Genomic DNA, 13,788 nt, shown 5'->3' with positions numbered 1-13,788 from the left:
GTTCTAACAGTTGGAACAGATGCGAACAACACGCGGTTCGATACCTGTCCCCGAGATTGCACGATTCTCGCCGCGCCCCTATCGTGGCGTCTTATGTTTTTCGACCAAACCCCTGAAACAAGGCGGAAAAGCGATGTCCTCCACCCGCGTGATCAAGGCCAACGGCATCGATCTCTTCATCCGCGAAGCCGGCCAGGGTCCACTGGTCGTGCTGTGCCATGGCTGGCCGGAGCTGTCCTATTCCTGGCGCCACCAGATCTCCGCCCTCGCCGCGGCCGGGTTTCACGTCGTCGCCCCCGACATGCGTGGCTACGGCCAGAGCGCCGCGCCGCCTGACGCTGCCGCCTATTCGATCTTCGACACGGTCGGCGACGTGGTCGGCCTCGTGCAGGCGCTGGGCGAGAGCAAGGCGATGGTGGTCGGCCACGATTGGGGCGCGCCGGTCGCCTGGCATGCCGCGCTGTTCCGGCCCGACATCTTCACGGCGGTCGCTGGCCTGAGCGTGCCGCCGCCGTTCCGCGGCCGCGGCAAGCCGCTCGACCTGCTGCGGCAGGGCGGCGTCACCAATTTCTACTGGCAGTATTTCCAGGCCCCCGGTGTCGCCGAGGCCGAGCTGGAGCGCGACGTCGCCCGCACCATGCGCATCGTGCTCGGGGGGCGAGGCCTTGCCGAGCCCACCGCCGCCATGTTCGTGCAGGAGGGCAAGGGCTTTCTCAGCCACGCGACGACAGAGGAACCACTGCCCGGCTGGCTCAGCGAGGCTGATCTCGCCTACTTCACCGAAAGCTTCCGCAAGTCCGGCTTTCGCGGTGGGCTGAACTGGTACCGCAACATCGACCGCAATTGGGAGCTGACGGCGCCCTGGCAGGACGCGCAGATCCGTCAGCCCTCGCTGTTCATCGCCGGCTCCAAGGACGCCGTCATCACCGGCCTGATCGGCGCCAAGCGCGTCAACGAGCTCGAGCGCGTCCTGCCCAACCTGAAGCAAAAGCTGATCATCGAGGGTGCCGGCCACTGGATCCAGCAGGAACGACCCGACGAGGTGAACACGGCGCTGGTAGCGTTCCTGAAGGCCAGCGCGGCTTAGTAGAGCCCGCGGCCGCTCAGGATGCTGCGAGCCTCGGCGGCGCCGTCGGCCGACGAAGCAGCGCGCTCCGGCGCGTAACGGCCGTCCTCGTCATAGGATACCGCGCGGGCGTTCTGGACCGCCCGGCCCCGGTTGCGGCTTGAGGCTGACATTTCCGAGGTCGCATTGAGCGAGGCCATGTCGGCGGAGGTGTTGCCGAGATTGTAGGGCCGCCCCTCCGGCATCGGCACGTCGCCGCGAATGGCGCCGCGGCTCGATCCCGGCAATTCCGGCACGAACGGCTTTGCCGAGGCGACCCGGACCATCGAAGGCGACGGCGCCGGAACGCCGGTGCGCAGGGTCGCCAGGAGCTGGCGGTCGTCGGAGCCTTCCAGCGGCGCCCGGCCGACATATTCGACGCGGACCTTGGCGACACCATTTCCTTTGAATTCAAGGAGTTCGGCGGCCTTGTTCGAGACGTCGATGAGGCGGTTGCCGTGATAGGGTCCGCGGTCATTGACGCGGACGATCAGCGACTTGCCGTTCGAGACGTTGGTCACCCGGGCGTAGGACGGCATCGGCAGGGTCGGATGCGCCGCGGTCAGCGACGTCATGTCGAACACTTCGCCATTGGCGGTCAGGCGACCGTGGAAATCATCGCCATACCAGGACGCCATGCCCTCGGCGCGATAGTTGACGTCCTCCTCCGGCACGTAGGTCCTGCCTGCCACGACATAGGGCTTGCCGACGCGGTAGGTGCCGCCGCCCTTCGGGACCGGCTCCCCGAACGCCACAACCCGGGGGCTCGACGACACGCCGTATTTGGGATCGACGCGGCTGGCGAATTTGTTGGAGGAGGCGCAATTGGCAAGCGCTACGCAGGCCGCGACCGCCGCAACACCGCGCGCGGCCCGCAAAACCGAATCTGACCGTCGGATCCCCATTCGCCCCAAATACCACTTTGCCGGAGACGTACCCAACCCCGCTTTGGCTACGGGGAGCGCCGTCCGGTCATCTGATCCAAGGCGGCCCACCACCGTCTCGGAAGCGGTAACGATAACGCAACCGGAACGCGGCGGAAATGGGGAGGCCTCAGCGATCCCGCCGGGATGGTAAACGAGACGTTCGCATTTTTCCGTTGTTCTACGGAGCGATGGCGCCCGCGCTGTCTCAGGGCTGGACATTCTGTTGCGCCAAATCCTCACTCCACCCCCATTGTCGCTGCCTTCACTGGAATTCTTTTGACTGTGCAAGGCCGCACGCGTTCTCTCGGATGCAAGGGCGGGATTTGGAATTTAACGATGATCGAGACGGTTTCGGCACTGATGGGTCTAGTAAGCGCGGGGATCTTCCTGGCCCATGCGTTTGAAGGCTACCGCACGCGGGCCTGAGGGCACTCGCGCGGGAGACAAGCATCACCTCTTTCAAGACGGCATGTTCGGACAATTTTAATCGATCCGACCGAGCATCGAAGACGAGAGCGGCAGGTGTCCCATGCGCAACCATGACCTGGTATCCGACGGCTTCCTGGCATTGACCGCCGGCGGTTTGGTCCTGCTCTGCTCGAGCCTCATGGCCCTGGCCTTCGCCTGAGCCCCTCCTCTCCTCGGCATTTCCATCCGCGGCACCGCCGCGACTCAGCTCGCAACGTTGCCGATCTCACCTCCGCTTGAATTTGGACTGCGCAGGCGCCGCTCAGCGCAGGCCCAGCAGCGAGCGGCGATACAGGCCGCCGCGGGCTTCGTTCTGGCAGACGAAGCTGCCGTCGAAGCCCTGGCCGTACCGCTTCTGACCCTTGCGGTAGTAGACGCCCTTCCTGAAATCGAGCCAGACCACCTTGTCGTGCGGACAATGACGCTGCGCCTGCGCCTCGTAGCGAAACGGCGTCAGCGGTGTCGCCGACACCTCCGCAGAGCCAGCGCCCACCATGATTGCGCCGGCGAGCGCCACCCCACTGGCCCATCTGCCGAAGCCGCTTCCCCTCACTCCCCGCCTCCCAATCCGGGCCGTCGCGCGACGGCCGCGCGGCACGCTACCACGGATGGCGCGATCCGCCGAAGGCGGCTGGCGCGCCGCGTCTTCCGCCGGCCATCTTGCCGGGTTAGAAAGCGATCGTCTCGATTGCGAGGATGCGGCCTGAATGTCGGTTGAGCCTTCACCCCAATCCGAACCTCGGACCGAACCGCGCCCGCCCTTGCCGCGCCTCGGCGTGCTGCCGATGATCATCTTCGGCTCGCGCTGGCTGCAGCTGCCGCTCTATCTCGGACTGATCGTGGCGCAATGCGTCTACATCGTGCTGTTCCTGAAGGAGCTCTGGCACCTCTCGTGGCACGCGATCGATCTCACCGAGCAGCAGATCATGATGAGCGTGCTTGCGCTGATCGACGTCGTGATGATCTCCAATTTGCTCGTGATGGTGATCGTCGGCGGCTACGAGACCTTCGTCTCGCGGCTCGACCTGCAGGGCCATCCCGACGAGCCGGAATGGCTCGGCCACGTCAACGCGAGCGTCCTCAAGATCAAGCTCGCCATGGCCATCATCGGCATCTCCTCGATCGCGCTGCTGCGCACCTTCATCGAGGCCGGCAATCTCGGCTCGAACCGCGCCGGCTACACCGAGACCGGCGTGATGTGGCAGGTGCTGATCCACCTCACCTTCGTGGTCTCGGCGATCGGCATTGCCTATGTCGACAAGCTCGGCGATTCCGGCGCGCGCAAGCAGGCCGAATAGCGCCTGACGGCCGACTTACCTGTCTGTCTCGAGCTGCTGCATGGCCTGATGCAGGCATTCCTGCAGCTTGACCGCGATCTGCTCGCGCGCAAGGCCCGTGCCGGCAAGATCGCCTGACACCCTGTCGAGCACCTCGTCCATCGTCCTGTCTTGCAGATGGTCCGTCACCAGCGTCGTTGCATAGCTCGTCGCGGCATCGCCGTTCAGACCGAGCCTGCTTGCGGCCCAGAGACCGAGCAGCTTGTTGGACCGGGCCGTGGCCCTGAACGTGAGTTCCTCGTCGTGGACGAATTTGGCCTCAAAGCCCTGCTCGCGCTTGTCGAACGTGGTCATGGTCAGCTCCATTGCGCTTTCGCTGATGTGGGTCGGACTGGCTGGGGGCGAACGTCTCCGCGGTTCACGCTGGTTTAAGATCATTTGAAGCTTCCGGCGGAAGGAAGACGCCGTCAAGCCTGCCAATGCCCCCTTGGCTCGGCGCGCGCATGGCTGCACAAGCTCAGCGCCAGCCAGCCCGGCTAAGTGGATGTCGTTTACCGTTCGTTAAGCAGACTCAGCGCCGCATGGCCTTGGGCACACCGGGAGCTGACGCATGAACAGAGAGCTTCGGGAATTTCGACGGCTTGAACGGGTCTGCCTGGAGCAGGCCGCCCTCTCCAACATGGACCTCACGCGAAGCGGGCTGCTCAAGGTCGCCGACGATTGTCGCATCGCAGCCGAGGCGATCGAAGCGCAAATGCCGCGCCGCAACTTCACAGGGGCCGTCCAGACGCTCATGCTGGTTTTGAGCACCGCGCGGATCTCCCCCCGGCACTAGCGCCGGCGGCCTGACGATCGTGTCGGAGGATTGCGGACGAGAGCCCGCGCGAGCTCAGTCCTTTGCCGCCGCGGCTTCACGCGCCAGTCGTTCGGCTTTCAGCCGCTCCTTGTTGGCGTAAAACGCCTTCTGCGCCTCTTCATGATCGCGCATGGCCTTTTCGGCCTCGATCCGGCGAGTCGCATCGCGCGCCTGGCGCTGCTCGGGGGTCAGGGGTTTGCGTCGGAAGGAAAGATCTTCAGCCATGGGAAGATAACGCCGCTGTGAGGAAAGAGTTCCTTACCCCCTCTGAACGCGCCTGACGCAAATGTGGAAAAACAACCCCATGCACAGTAGCTATGCTATTGTAAAATAAAGACTTTCTATATGCCTCTAAAGCTCGATTTCGGCAATGACGGGCAGATGATCCGAGAAGGCTCGTGCCTCCTCGTCGGTCCAAACTTTCACGATTTCGCTGTCGGACGTCGCATAGATCCGGTCAAGCCGCAGGAGCGGCAAACGCGACGGGAAAGTTCGCAATCGCGTGCGGTTCGGGCAGACCTGTGCGAGCACGCGCCGCACTGACTTGACCCAAAACCAGTCGTTGAAGTCGCCGAGCACGACGGTCCTCGCCGGCTTGACGAGGCTCACCAAGGCCTGAGCCTGCGCATAGCGCTCGTGGATGCTCAAGCCCAGATGCGTGGCGACGACCCGCACGTCGCCCGCGGGGGTCAGCAGGCTTGTCGCAATGGCTCTGCGCGGCTCACGCTCTCGATATGACACGTCGGCGATCTCGGGCGCACCGGAGAATGGAAAGCGGCTCAGGAGCATCTGACCGTAATCGCCATCCGCAGTGACGATCGACTTGGCGTGAACGCGGTGATCGCCGACGACACTTGCGAGCTTCGAAAACGGATCGTCCGACCTCGATCGCGAATCCACCTCCTGGAGCGCGACGACATCGGGAGCCCATTTGCGAATAATGGAGCACACGCCCTCGAGATCGAACATCGGATTGAGGTTGAACGTGCCATGCACGTTCCAGGTCATGAAGCGCATCAGCGCCTCCCGGCGAGCCAGGTCGCGACGAATTGCGCGCCGGCGCAGATGCCGAGCCAGCCCAGGAACGCCAGCACGAGCAGCAACATGCTGCTCCAGGACGCATTGCGGGCCACATCCGCGATCTGCGCCCCGAGAACCGCCATGGCAAGGATGCCAGGGGTCATGCCCAGCAGGGTGCCGACCAGGAAGTCACGCAGAGGCAGCGTGCTCGCACCGGCCACGACATTCACCACCGAGAACGGTGCGATGGGGATCATCCGGATCACGACGACAGCCAGGATGCCCTTGCCGACTACGCGGTCCTGGATGCGCGCCGCACGCCGTCCGAGCAGTTGCTGGAGCCGCTGTCGTCCGAGTGCCCGTCCGATCACGAACAGGATGAAGGCGCTGAGCAAGACCCCGGCGATCGCCGTGACGAAGCCCAGCCATGGCCCAAGCGCGGCCGCCGTGGCCGCAATGAGCACGAGCACCGGAAACACCACCAGGCCGCCGACGACAAAAGCCACGACCGCAAGTGGAGGCCCCCAGACCGACTGCGAATAGGCGGACAGCAAATTCGAGATGCGCCCGGTGTCGGCGAAACCGCTCAAGGACGTGTACGACCACGCCATCGCCAGGCCAAGGAGCGCCACGGCGATCGAGACGATCCCGATGATGGTCTTGGTGCTCCACATGCGAGAGGCCGCCCGCTCGAGGTGAAGGGGTCGCTCGGGATCCGCCACCGGTTGAACCATCGTGGCCAGCGTGCTGGTCAGGACCGAGGCTTCCACTTCCCGCAGCGTCTTCGCCCCATCGGCCGTCGAGACCTCGTCCAGGAAGTCAAAGAGACGAGCGTCGTTTTGCACGATGGTGTGTTCGTCGACGCCGCAGAAATGCGCGATCAGGCGATGGCGAACCGATACGACGAAATCCCGATGCTCATCGGACGCGGCTTCAAAGATCAGGTCACATTCGCTATCGGCCCCCATCGACCGGTTGTTGAGATTGGCCGATCCGATGCGCAAGATCCTGTCGTCAACGATCATGAGCTTGCTGTGCACCATGACGGCCGCTTCCGTCTCCCCATCGCGCGAGACCGGGTAGACGAAGCGGATACGATCGGCGACTCCGGCCTCGCTGAAACAGGCGATGAAGGCGCCGCGGCCGTTCTGCATGGCCTGGGATTCCAGCCACGAGGAATGCAGTTTCGGCGCAACGACCAAGACCCGCAGCGCCGGCACGCGCTGCATCTGCGCGGCCAATTCCTGAGCCATCCTGGTGGCGCTGGTGAACTGATTTTCGATGTAGATGAAGCTCGTCGCGGACCGGATCGCTGCGATCAGCGAACGCTCGACCTCCCTGATGGTCGAATCGATGGGGCACACGACGTCGGTCCTGGCGATGCCCACGGGCATGTGCTCGGCCTCGACCGGCACATGCGCCGGCCAGCGCGCACGCTTTGTCGGTTGCCGCTCGTGCGTCAGTTGGCCTGCCGCGCGCCAGCGCGCCTCTACGAGTTCGAACAGTGAGGCGGCGGCATCGCCGTCGACCAGGCATTGAACATCATGAAACGGCGGGTATGGCTTGCCTTGCGGATCGCAGCGCAACGGCAGATCGGCGCGATGCTCGCTGGTGTCCCAGCGACGGATCGTCAGATCGAGGCCGCCGATGAACGCCAGTGAACCGTCGATGCAGACAATCTTCTGGTGCTGCGCTGAACCGAACGGAAGAGTGGAATCCAGCACAAACTGGATTCGGCCATCGGTATCGGCGGTGAATTTCGCCGCGGAATTCCACTCCCTTTCGGAGGCGTAGAACGAGACGAAGTCCCAGACCAGAATGTTGATCCGCAAGCCCGGCCGGCGATGCACCAGCGCGCGCAGAAATGGACCCAGTTGCTCGGGCAAGCCGTCATCCGCCCGCCCGGCGGCCCCGACCAAATTCGTCTCGCTATGGATGTCCCATCCGACGATGTAGACGAGATCCTGCGCATCGAGCAGCGCCTCGCGCAGGGCGGCAAAGTATGCGGCAGCGTCGTTCAAAACCGCCACGCGCCGCGTCTTGCAGCGTCGCCAGACGGTATCGCCGGGGATCAGGGTCGATGAGCTCTGAAGCAGGTGGACCTCGCAATTCGCGTTCGCGTCTAAACGCGCTGAACGCTCAAGGGGTTCCATCGCTTGGGAGGAGTGGCGCGTGCTCATGTCGCCCATACGCCCATCAGACCCAGGCGTATCCACGTCAAAGATTGGCGGTACGTTGGCTCCGAAAAGCAATCTCGCGGGAACTCGCTCCCTTATCTTTCGTTAGAGATCGACCAAGAGGGAGAGAAATGGTGCTTATCCAAGCTGTGATCTTGTCGCTGGCTACGCTTGGACCATTGCCGGCCCCGCCTGCCCAGGAAGCTCAAGTTCAACTGGTCCAATTCCCGGGAAGAGGCCGCTCTTGTCCGCACGGCTACGACTTCAACTATTCGAATGGTCGCTGCTTTCCGAACGACTATCACGCCCCCGGCGCCTACGCGCGACCGCGTTACGCACCTTACGGCTACGGTGAACGCTATTACCGCCCTCACCGGCATCGGTATTACGACCGCTACTAGGGCGAAGGCCCGCCGCAATAGCCCCGCGCTTGTCGCCGGCAGCTAATGCCAAAGTCGGCGCGTGATGTTCAGGAAACCGGCGAGTGGCACTCCGATCAAGATGCCCGCAAGCCCGTATGCAATTCCGAACAGCGTCGCAGTCCAGGGGCCGGAGCTTGTGGCTATGCCATAGGCGCCCCCAATCGCGCCGAGCGCCCCGGCGATGACAAACATGTTGCGATCGTTGCGGGCCTCGACGTTATGTATCGGTCTTCGCTTGCGACTGAGCGTCGGCGAGTTTCTTCGGCGCGCACGAGGCTGGATTACACTGGCCGGGCGAAGCCCATCGTTACGTCTGCATGCTTCTCCAGCAGCTCACGTACCGCCATAACGACGAATACTCCCTCACCTCAAGGAAATCATGATCGCGCTCAGATTGGCGGCGAATTCTGCGCCCAGCTTTCCTCCTTGCAGGACCATTGTCACCCCTTTGTCGTTCCGCAGGTGAGCGCCGTTGATGCCCCCGACAACAGCCGCACCACCACCGACCGAGCTATAGACGCCGGCGAAGTCGCTCACATCCTTTATGCCGGAGGCCCAGCCCTGCAGTCGTGCGACACTTGCCCCTGCCGTGATGCCGAGGCTCGCTCCGGTTACGCGGAATGGATAGTTGCGGCCGCGATAGGTCAGAACGCCGTTGCCGGCGCCGCCTCCGATCAGCAGGCCAGCCTTCACGATCTTGACGCGCACTTGCCCCGCTGCTTGGGCGAACGACGGGGTGGCAGGCGCGGCAAAGGCGAGCAGCGCGCCCGCAATAAGACAACGCGCGATCGACAGAAGCGCAGCTCTCACCTCACTTTGCCGGGGCATCGACCTTCTTCCAGGTCTCATCAGGATCGAACAGCGAGGTACGCTCGGCGACGAAGGCCGTGCGCTTGCCGAGATCCTTCTGGTAGACGGTACCCGCATGATTGACCAGGAAGGTCATGATGCCCGAATTGCCGTATTCGGCAGGCCAGGCGATCAAGGCGAAGCCCCCGATCATCTTGCCCTTGACGACGTAATTGAGCGCGCCGCCGGGAGCGTCCCGGCCCTGCCCTTTGAGAATCCGGAAGTAGTAGCCGTGATAGGGCGCAGGTCCGACATCGCCGGCGCGGTAGCCCTCTTTCGAGGCCTCGGCCGCCAGCGCGCCGAGTGGGCTCGGGTCGTTGTCGTCGCGCCAGAACAGGCCGTCCTTCTTGCCCGGCGAGGAGACGATGCGCTGCGCATAGACGCCGGCGCCCTCGCCGCGGTCCTTGTCGGCATATTCATTCTGCGCGTCGACAAAGGCGAGCGCGGTCTGGATCGCATCGAGCTCGTTGCGGCCGATACGCCGGCGCAGCACTTCGATGCGTCCCTCGTCGGTGTCGAATTCCCAGCCGGCCTTGGTGTTGACCAGCGGAATGGGGAACGGGAAGTCATCCGGACCGAGCACCAACGTCGCGGTCTTGTTGCCTTCAGCCTTGATGGCGTGCCGGGCGTCATACATCGACGTGAAGCGCGCTCGGATGTCGTTGTCGGCGATCTCGTCGCCAGAGGAGACGATGTCGTCGGCGGCACGCCCAAGCACTTTCAGGATGTCGTCCGGTCCGCTCTTGACCGCGGCGGCGAGCGCAGCCGCCGCATCCTCCGGCGTCTTGAAGGATTGCTGCGCCTGCAGCTCGGAGCCGAGCAACACCAGCGTGATGATGCCCGGCAACATTGCGCGACGGAATGTGTCTAGGACGGTCATGGCGTCACCTCCGCAGGGACCTTCGCGCCGCCGGCGAGCCAGTCGCGGTAGGTGCGGAATGTCAGCCCCAGCTTTTCGTAATGGACCCGCAGATAGCCATCGCTGCCGCGCCTCACCGCGGCAGGCATCACCTGCTCGACCTCCTGGGCCATGACGCCGACATAGGCCTTGTCGCTACCGATGTAGCTGAAGCGATAGTAGCCGATGCCGCTCGAGAGATGGCCGAGGAGCGTGATGTCGTGCTTCAGCGCGATATCGGAGCGCCGACCACCGCCGCCACCGCCACGGAAGCCGCCCCCGCCTCCACGCATCGCCGCTCCGCCACCGCCGCCGCGGCCGGCAAAGCTCGGGCCGCCGCCGCCACCGCGCGGCATGCTCGCCATGCTCGACCGTCCACGGGCGGATGCTGCAGCTGCCGAGCGGCCGGAGGAGACGTTCATGGCACCGCCACGATTGCCGCCGCTGCCACGATTGGCCGCAGCGCCGCCGGCGCGGTTAGCAGCCTTTGCGCGATCGCCGCCGGCCTTGTTTGCAGCCTTGGCGCGGTCGCCGCCGCCCTTGGCGCGATCCGCGGCTCCGGCACGATCACCACCGCCGGGCCGATCACCGCGGTTGCCTGCACGATCTCCCGCACGATCGCCCGCGCGGTCTCCTGCCCGGTCACCGCGATCACCAGCACGATCACCGGCACGGTCGCCTGCCCGATCTCCCGCGGCCTGATTGGGACGCAGCACCTGATTGCCATCACGACCGCGGAAATCCATGCGGTCCGACACGCCGGCCTTCAAATTGTTGTTGCCGAAACGCTGCTGAACGTTGCTGTTGTTGTAGCGGACGCCGCCGCGATGCGCCGGATTGTGCTGCCAACCATTGCCGATGTTGGTGGTGCGGTGGTTGACGTAAACGTTGCGATTGCCCCAGTTGCAGCCGCCGCCCCAGTAATTGCCCCACCGCCCGATCGCCCATGCGGTGCCGAAAGCAAGCCCCGCCGCGACCACACCCGCGCCGATATAGGACGGATAGCCCCAGTAATAAGGCGGATATTCCGCATAGGGCCAGCCGCCATAGACCGTGGCCGGATCGTAGTACGGCACATACATCTCCGCGGGATTGGCCTGCTGGATCACGACGACCTGCTTGCCTTCCTGAGACTGAACGCTGACCTTCTGCTGCTTGGTGGTGACCAGCTTCTTGTTGTCATAGGCCTTGGTGCGCAGGCGCTGGATCGCATCCATCACATCGGGCTGCTGCGCGAGAAAGGCATCGCCGAGCTTCTTGGTCCAGTCGAGCTGGTCGCTCATCATGGTCAGGACGTCGGCGGTGCTGGCGAGCGCCTTGACGCTGTCGTCCCAGGCCTGCTTGTCCACCTCCGCCTTCAGTGCGTCACCCTTGAGGGTCTTGCGCTCCTTCAGCCAGCGGTCAGCCTGCACCACCTCGAGCGGATAGGTCGAGGCGGCCAGAACGTTGGCGAGGAGTTCATCCGGATAGAGCGCGATCGGCGCAACGAGGGCTTCGAGCTGCTCGGGTTTCAGAAGCTCGGCCGACGGCGCCGCGGGACTTGCCGGCTGCGCCTGCGGAGTCGGGACCGCAGGCGTCGTTGGGGTCTGCGCCATTGCAGCGAACGAGGTCGCCATTGTGAACGCAAGCGCCATCAGGATCTTGCCGCAGCGAAACATCACACCCTCCTTCGTACTTCCAACTGGGGAAGATCGAGCCGGATCGGAGGCGTTCGTTGATCGAGATCAACGAAACGAGATCCACGGGACTGCTGCAGCGCAAGACCAAACCCTCATTCGATCAGTTCGGCATCCATCATGAGCCGGCACGCGACGCTGCGCCAACAGGGTAATCGTCATTTCGCGACCGCGGAGGAGAAACGGCCGCGGCGCCCCGGAGGCTCGATCAAGATCAAGGGTATCGCCTCTTCAGCCCGCGATCGGGAGCCGCATCGTGAACAAGGCGCCGCCAGCGGCGCGGTTTGCCGCGACAATTTCGCCGTGATGGGCCTCGATGATGGTTTTGACGATCGCCAGTCCCATTCCCATGCCTAGCGGCTTGGTCGTGAAAAACGGATCGAAAACCTGAGCGAGGTCGGCCGGGGCTATTCCGGGTCCGGTATCGGCGATCCTGATCTCAGCCTGATTGCCGGCCCGAAGGGTCGAGACGCTGATCTCCCGCCTTCCGGCGCCCGCATCCGACACCGCATCCATCGCGTTGATGACCAGGTTGAGGATGACCTGCTGAAGCTGGACTGGATCGCCCTTGACATGGAGATCGGTCAGGACAGGCGCGTAGGTCAAGGCGACGCGGCGTCCGTCGGCAACGGCCTTCAGAAGGTCGAGCGCTTCGCGAACGGTACCGTTGAGCTCGGTGTCCTTGATTTCAAACGGCGTCCTTTTCAGGATGGAGCGCAGCCGGCGGATCACCTCGCTTGCCCGTTGGTCGTCGCGCCTGATGTCGGCGAGAATCTGACGAACCTCGTTGATGTCGGGCGCCTTGGCGCTCAGCATGAGTTCTGCCGTCTCGGCATTGGTCAGGATGGAGCCGAGTGGTTGGTTCAGTTCGTGGGCGATGGACGTGGTCAACTCGCCGACGGCGGAATAGCGATTGGCGTGAGCGAGCTCGGCGAGACGCTGGCGCGATTCGACCTCGGCAAGGCGCCGCCGCCGCCGCTCGTGCAGCAGCCCGCTGATGAGACCGCCCTGCACGAGGAACGCAGCAGCGATCATCAACATCTCCCAGCGATAACGCTCCCAGATGTTCGGCTCGCGAAACAGGATCTGGCTGTCAGGAGGCAAACGGCTCTCGCTGATGCCCCAGCGCTTCAATTCCCGCCAGTCGTATCGGGGGGCTGCGAAGCCGATAGGCTCATAGTTGACGCTCTCCGGTTTGGCGCCGCCGAGGATGCCGATCGCGGCGCGAACAGTCCTTGAAGTCGTTTCCGCGATCAAATGCATCGGTCCTCCGACGGGACCGTCACCGAAAAAAGGCTCCTGATAGGAGAAGATCGGAGCATTCGCGACTGCATGAAGGCTGCGCAGGGCAATGTCGCTCTCGTGGACGACGCCGGCCGCATCACCGACATCAGCCCCCAGAACAGCACGGTCTCCGGCGGGAGCTTCGATGCGCGCTTCAGGATCTCCTCGAATGACAGATCCGAATACCAGACCAGCTCGACTCGCCCGTCGAGAGGTTTCAGCTCCCGCTTGACCTCCTCGACCCAGAACTTCTCGAGTGGCGAGGCTCCAACCACGACGGCAACGGACTTGGTGCCCGGCAGAAGCTGCAGGATGTTCTCGAATGCCGCCATAAAATCGTTGCGAACTGCCACGACCACATCGTTGGAGCTGAGACCTGCGCGATCAATCAGCCGACTCTCGACCGCGGTGAGAATGAGCGGCGTATCTGGGAACAGTCTTGCACGGTATCTCTGCGCAAACCGGGCGGCAGGCGCGCCGATGCTCAACACCACGTCGGGCGTCGCGCCCTGGTACAGCGAGTGCAGATATTCGACGAATGGCGCCTCGGGACCAGGATTGTTGAAGCGCGCTGTGAGCAGCGCGTGCTCCTGGATGTCGAGCGGCCAGAGCGACTGTCGCTCGAGCTCGTTCTTGATGTCGCGGGCATATTCGCTCCATGGCCGAAACTCGCGGCCGAAAGAGTGCAACACCAGCACGCGCTTGAGCTCGCCGCGCCGGCTTCGCTCGCCCGCTTCCGCGCGCCAGGACAGCAGGCTCATGGCGACGAACAGGCCGAGATACAGCAGTGCGGCCACGGCTGGCCACGGCCTGACGGAAACACCGCTCAT

15 protein-coding genes are annotated in these 13,788 nt (G+C 64.1%); 3 read left to right on the top strand and 12 right to left on the bottom strand.

Annotated elements, in window-relative coordinates:
* The first annotated feature begins 133 nt into the window (after positions 1-133).
* On the top strand, positions 134-1,087 hold the full coding sequence (locus AC0WRY_RS17445) for an alpha/beta fold hydrolase (protein ID WP_491120112.1): 954 nt from the start codon (positions 134-136) through the stop codon (positions 1,085-1,087).
* On the opposite strand, the gene AC0WRY_RS17440 is transcribed toward AC0WRY_RS17445, so the two are convergent.
* Together AC0WRY_RS17440 and AC0WRY_RS17435 are read right to left on the bottom strand one after the other, a co-directional pair.
* On the bottom strand, positions 1,084-2,010 hold the full coding sequence (locus AC0WRY_RS17440) for a septal ring lytic transglycosylase RlpA family protein (protein WP_194402067.1): 927 nt from the start codon (positions 2,008-2,010) through the stop codon (positions 1,084-1,086). The two genes, AC0WRY_RS17445 and AC0WRY_RS17440, sit on opposite strands and share 4 nt — an antisense overlap.
* A gap of 751 nt (positions 2,011-2,761) precedes the next feature.
* A complete protein-coding gene (locus AC0WRY_RS17435) occupies positions 2,762-2,995 on the bottom strand; it encodes a hypothetical protein (protein ID WP_371746362.1) in 234 nt (77 codons plus the stop codon).
* 211 nt (positions 2,996-3,206) lie between these two features.
* Here AC0WRY_RS17435 and AC0WRY_RS17430 point away from each other — a divergent pair, with 211 nt between their 5' ends.
* On the top strand, positions 3,207-3,797 hold the full coding sequence (locus AC0WRY_RS17430) for a TIGR00645 family protein (RefSeq protein WP_491120110.1): 591 nt from the start codon (positions 3,207-3,209) through the stop codon (positions 3,795-3,797).
* A gap of 15 nt (positions 3,798-3,812) precedes the next feature.
* On the opposite strand, the gene AC0WRY_RS17425 is transcribed toward AC0WRY_RS17430, so the two are convergent.
* Entirely contained in the window at positions 3,813-4,130 is a 318-nt protein-coding gene (locus AC0WRY_RS17425; RefSeq protein WP_491120108.1) for a DUF1476 domain-containing protein, read from the bottom strand.
* A 256-nt stretch (positions 4,131-4,386) separates the two neighbouring features.
* On the opposite strand from AC0WRY_RS17425, the gene AC0WRY_RS17420 reads away from it, so the two are divergent.
* Positions 4,387-4,611 carry a hypothetical protein gene (locus tag AC0WRY_RS17420; RefSeq protein ID WP_491120106.1) on the top strand — a complete coding sequence of 75 codons (225 nt, stop codon included), beginning with the start codon at positions 4,387-4,389 and terminating at the stop codon, positions 4,609-4,611.
* Positions 4,612-4,665: 54 nt separating this feature from the next.
* Here the strand turns inward: AC0WRY_RS17420 and AC0WRY_RS17415 are convergent, their stop codons facing one another.
* The 9 genes from AC0WRY_RS17415 to AC0WRY_RS17375 form a co-directional block, all read right to left on the bottom strand.
* Positions 4,666-4,857 (bottom strand): hypothetical protein, encoded by a 192-nt coding sequence (locus tag AC0WRY_RS17415; protein WP_194402062.1) that lies wholly within the window; start codon positions 4,855-4,857, stop codon positions 4,666-4,668.
* Between the two features lie 126 nt (positions 4,858-4,983).
* Positions 4,984-5,601: an endonuclease/exonuclease/phosphatase family protein gene (locus AC0WRY_RS17410; protein ID WP_491120104.1), complete on the bottom strand. Its 618-nt coding sequence runs from the start codon at positions 5,599-5,601 to the stop codon at positions 4,984-4,986.
* A gap of 47 nt (positions 5,602-5,648) precedes the next feature.
* Positions 5,649-7,841 carry a VTT domain-containing protein gene (locus tag AC0WRY_RS17405; protein WP_491120102.1) on the bottom strand — a complete coding sequence of 731 codons (2,193 nt, stop codon included), beginning with the start codon at positions 7,839-7,841 and terminating at the stop codon, positions 5,649-5,651.
* A 431-nt stretch (positions 7,842-8,272) separates the two neighbouring features.
* Positions 8,273-8,443 carry a hypothetical protein gene (locus AC0WRY_RS17400; protein WP_194402060.1) on the bottom strand — a complete coding sequence of 57 codons (171 nt, stop codon included), beginning with the start codon at positions 8,441-8,443 and terminating at the stop codon, positions 8,273-8,275.
* A 171-nt stretch (positions 8,444-8,614) separates the two neighbouring features.
* Positions 8,615-9,079, bottom strand: a complete 465-nt coding sequence (locus tag AC0WRY_RS17395) for a hypothetical protein (protein ID WP_491120100.1) — start codon at positions 9,077-9,079, stop codon at positions 8,615-8,617.
* On the bottom strand, positions 9,063-9,980 hold the full coding sequence (locus tag AC0WRY_RS17390) for a DUF2950 domain-containing protein (protein ID WP_491120098.1): 918 nt from the start codon (positions 9,978-9,980) through the stop codon (positions 9,063-9,065). The genes AC0WRY_RS17395 and AC0WRY_RS17390 overlap by 17 nt, the downstream gene beginning before the upstream one ends.
* Positions 9,977-11,656: a DUF3300 domain-containing protein gene (locus AC0WRY_RS17385; protein WP_491120096.1), complete on the bottom strand. Its 1,680-nt coding sequence runs from the start codon at positions 11,654-11,656 to the stop codon at positions 9,977-9,979. Before AC0WRY_RS17385 ends, AC0WRY_RS17390 begins: the two co-directional genes overlap by 4 nt.
* A 249-nt stretch (positions 11,657-11,905) precedes the next feature.
* A complete protein-coding gene (locus tag AC0WRY_RS17380) occupies positions 11,906-12,937 on the bottom strand; it encodes a sensor histidine kinase (protein ID WP_491120094.1) in 1,032 nt (343 codons plus the stop codon).
* Positions 12,928-13,788, bottom strand: coding sequence for a hypothetical protein (locus tag AC0WRY_RS17375; protein WP_491120092.1), 861 nt, complete (start codon positions 13,786-13,788; stop codon positions 12,928-12,930). The genes AC0WRY_RS17380 and AC0WRY_RS17375 overlap by 10 nt, the downstream gene beginning before the upstream one ends.

It is taken from the genome of Bradyrhizobium sp. T-12, from assembly GCF_058314695.1.
The sequence above is the reverse complement of the archived record's forward strand: the minus strand, read 5'-3'. Positions and strand labels throughout refer to the sequence as shown.

Excerpts from the sequence above, each read along its gene's own strand:
- AC0WRY_RS17445 (WP_491120112.1), top strand. The coding sequence starts at position 134 with ATGTCCTCCACCCGCGTGATCAAGGCCAACGGCATCGATCTCTTCATC.
- AC0WRY_RS17440 (WP_194402067.1), bottom strand. The coding sequence starts at position 2,010 with ATGGGGATCCGACGGTCAGATTCGGTTTTGCGGGCCGCGCGCGGTGTT.
- AC0WRY_RS17435 (WP_371746362.1), bottom strand. The coding sequence starts at position 2,995 with ATGGTGGGCGCTGGCTCTGCGGAGGTGTCGGCGACACCGCTGACGCCG.
- AC0WRY_RS17430 (WP_491120110.1), top strand. The coding sequence starts at position 3,207 with ATGTCGGTTGAGCCTTCACCCCAATCCGAACCTCGGACCGAACCGCGC.
- AC0WRY_RS17425 (WP_491120108.1), bottom strand. The coding sequence starts at position 4,130 with ATGACCACGTTCGACAAGCGCGAGCAGGGCTTTGAGGCCAAATTCGTC.
- AC0WRY_RS17420 (WP_491120106.1), top strand. The coding sequence starts at position 4,387 with ATGAACAGAGAGCTTCGGGAATTTCGACGGCTTGAACGGGTCTGCCTG.
- AC0WRY_RS17415 (WP_194402062.1), bottom strand. The coding sequence starts at position 4,857 with ATGGCTGAAGATCTTTCCTTCCGACGCAAACCCCTGACCCCCGAGCAG.
- AC0WRY_RS17410 (WP_491120104.1), bottom strand. The coding sequence starts at position 5,601 with ATGTTCGATCTCGAGGGCGTGTGCTCCATTATTCGCAAATGGGCTCCC.
- AC0WRY_RS17405 (WP_491120102.1), bottom strand. The coding sequence starts at position 7,841 with ATGGGCGACATGAGCACGCGCCACTCCTCCCAAGCGATGGAACCCCTT.
- AC0WRY_RS17400 (WP_194402060.1), bottom strand. The coding sequence starts at position 8,443 with ATGTTTGTCATCGCCGGGGCGCTCGGCGCGATTGGGGGCGCCTATGGC.
- AC0WRY_RS17395 (WP_491120100.1), bottom strand. The coding sequence starts at position 9,079 with ATGCCCCGGCAAAGTGAGGTGAGAGCTGCGCTTCTGTCGATCGCGCGT.
- AC0WRY_RS17390 (WP_491120098.1), bottom strand. The coding sequence starts at position 9,980 with ATGACCGTCCTAGACACATTCCGTCGCGCAATGTTGCCGGGCATCATC.
- AC0WRY_RS17385 (WP_491120096.1), bottom strand. The coding sequence starts at position 11,656 with ATGTTTCGCTGCGGCAAGATCCTGATGGCGCTTGCGTTCACAATGGCG.
- AC0WRY_RS17380 (WP_491120094.1), bottom strand. The coding sequence starts at position 12,937 with ATGCATTTGATCGCGGAAACGACTTCAAGGACTGTTCGCGCCGCGATC.
- AC0WRY_RS17375 (WP_491120092.1), bottom strand. The coding sequence starts at position 13,788 with ATGAGCGGTGTTTCCGTCAGGCCGTGGCCAGCCGTGGCCGCACTGCTG.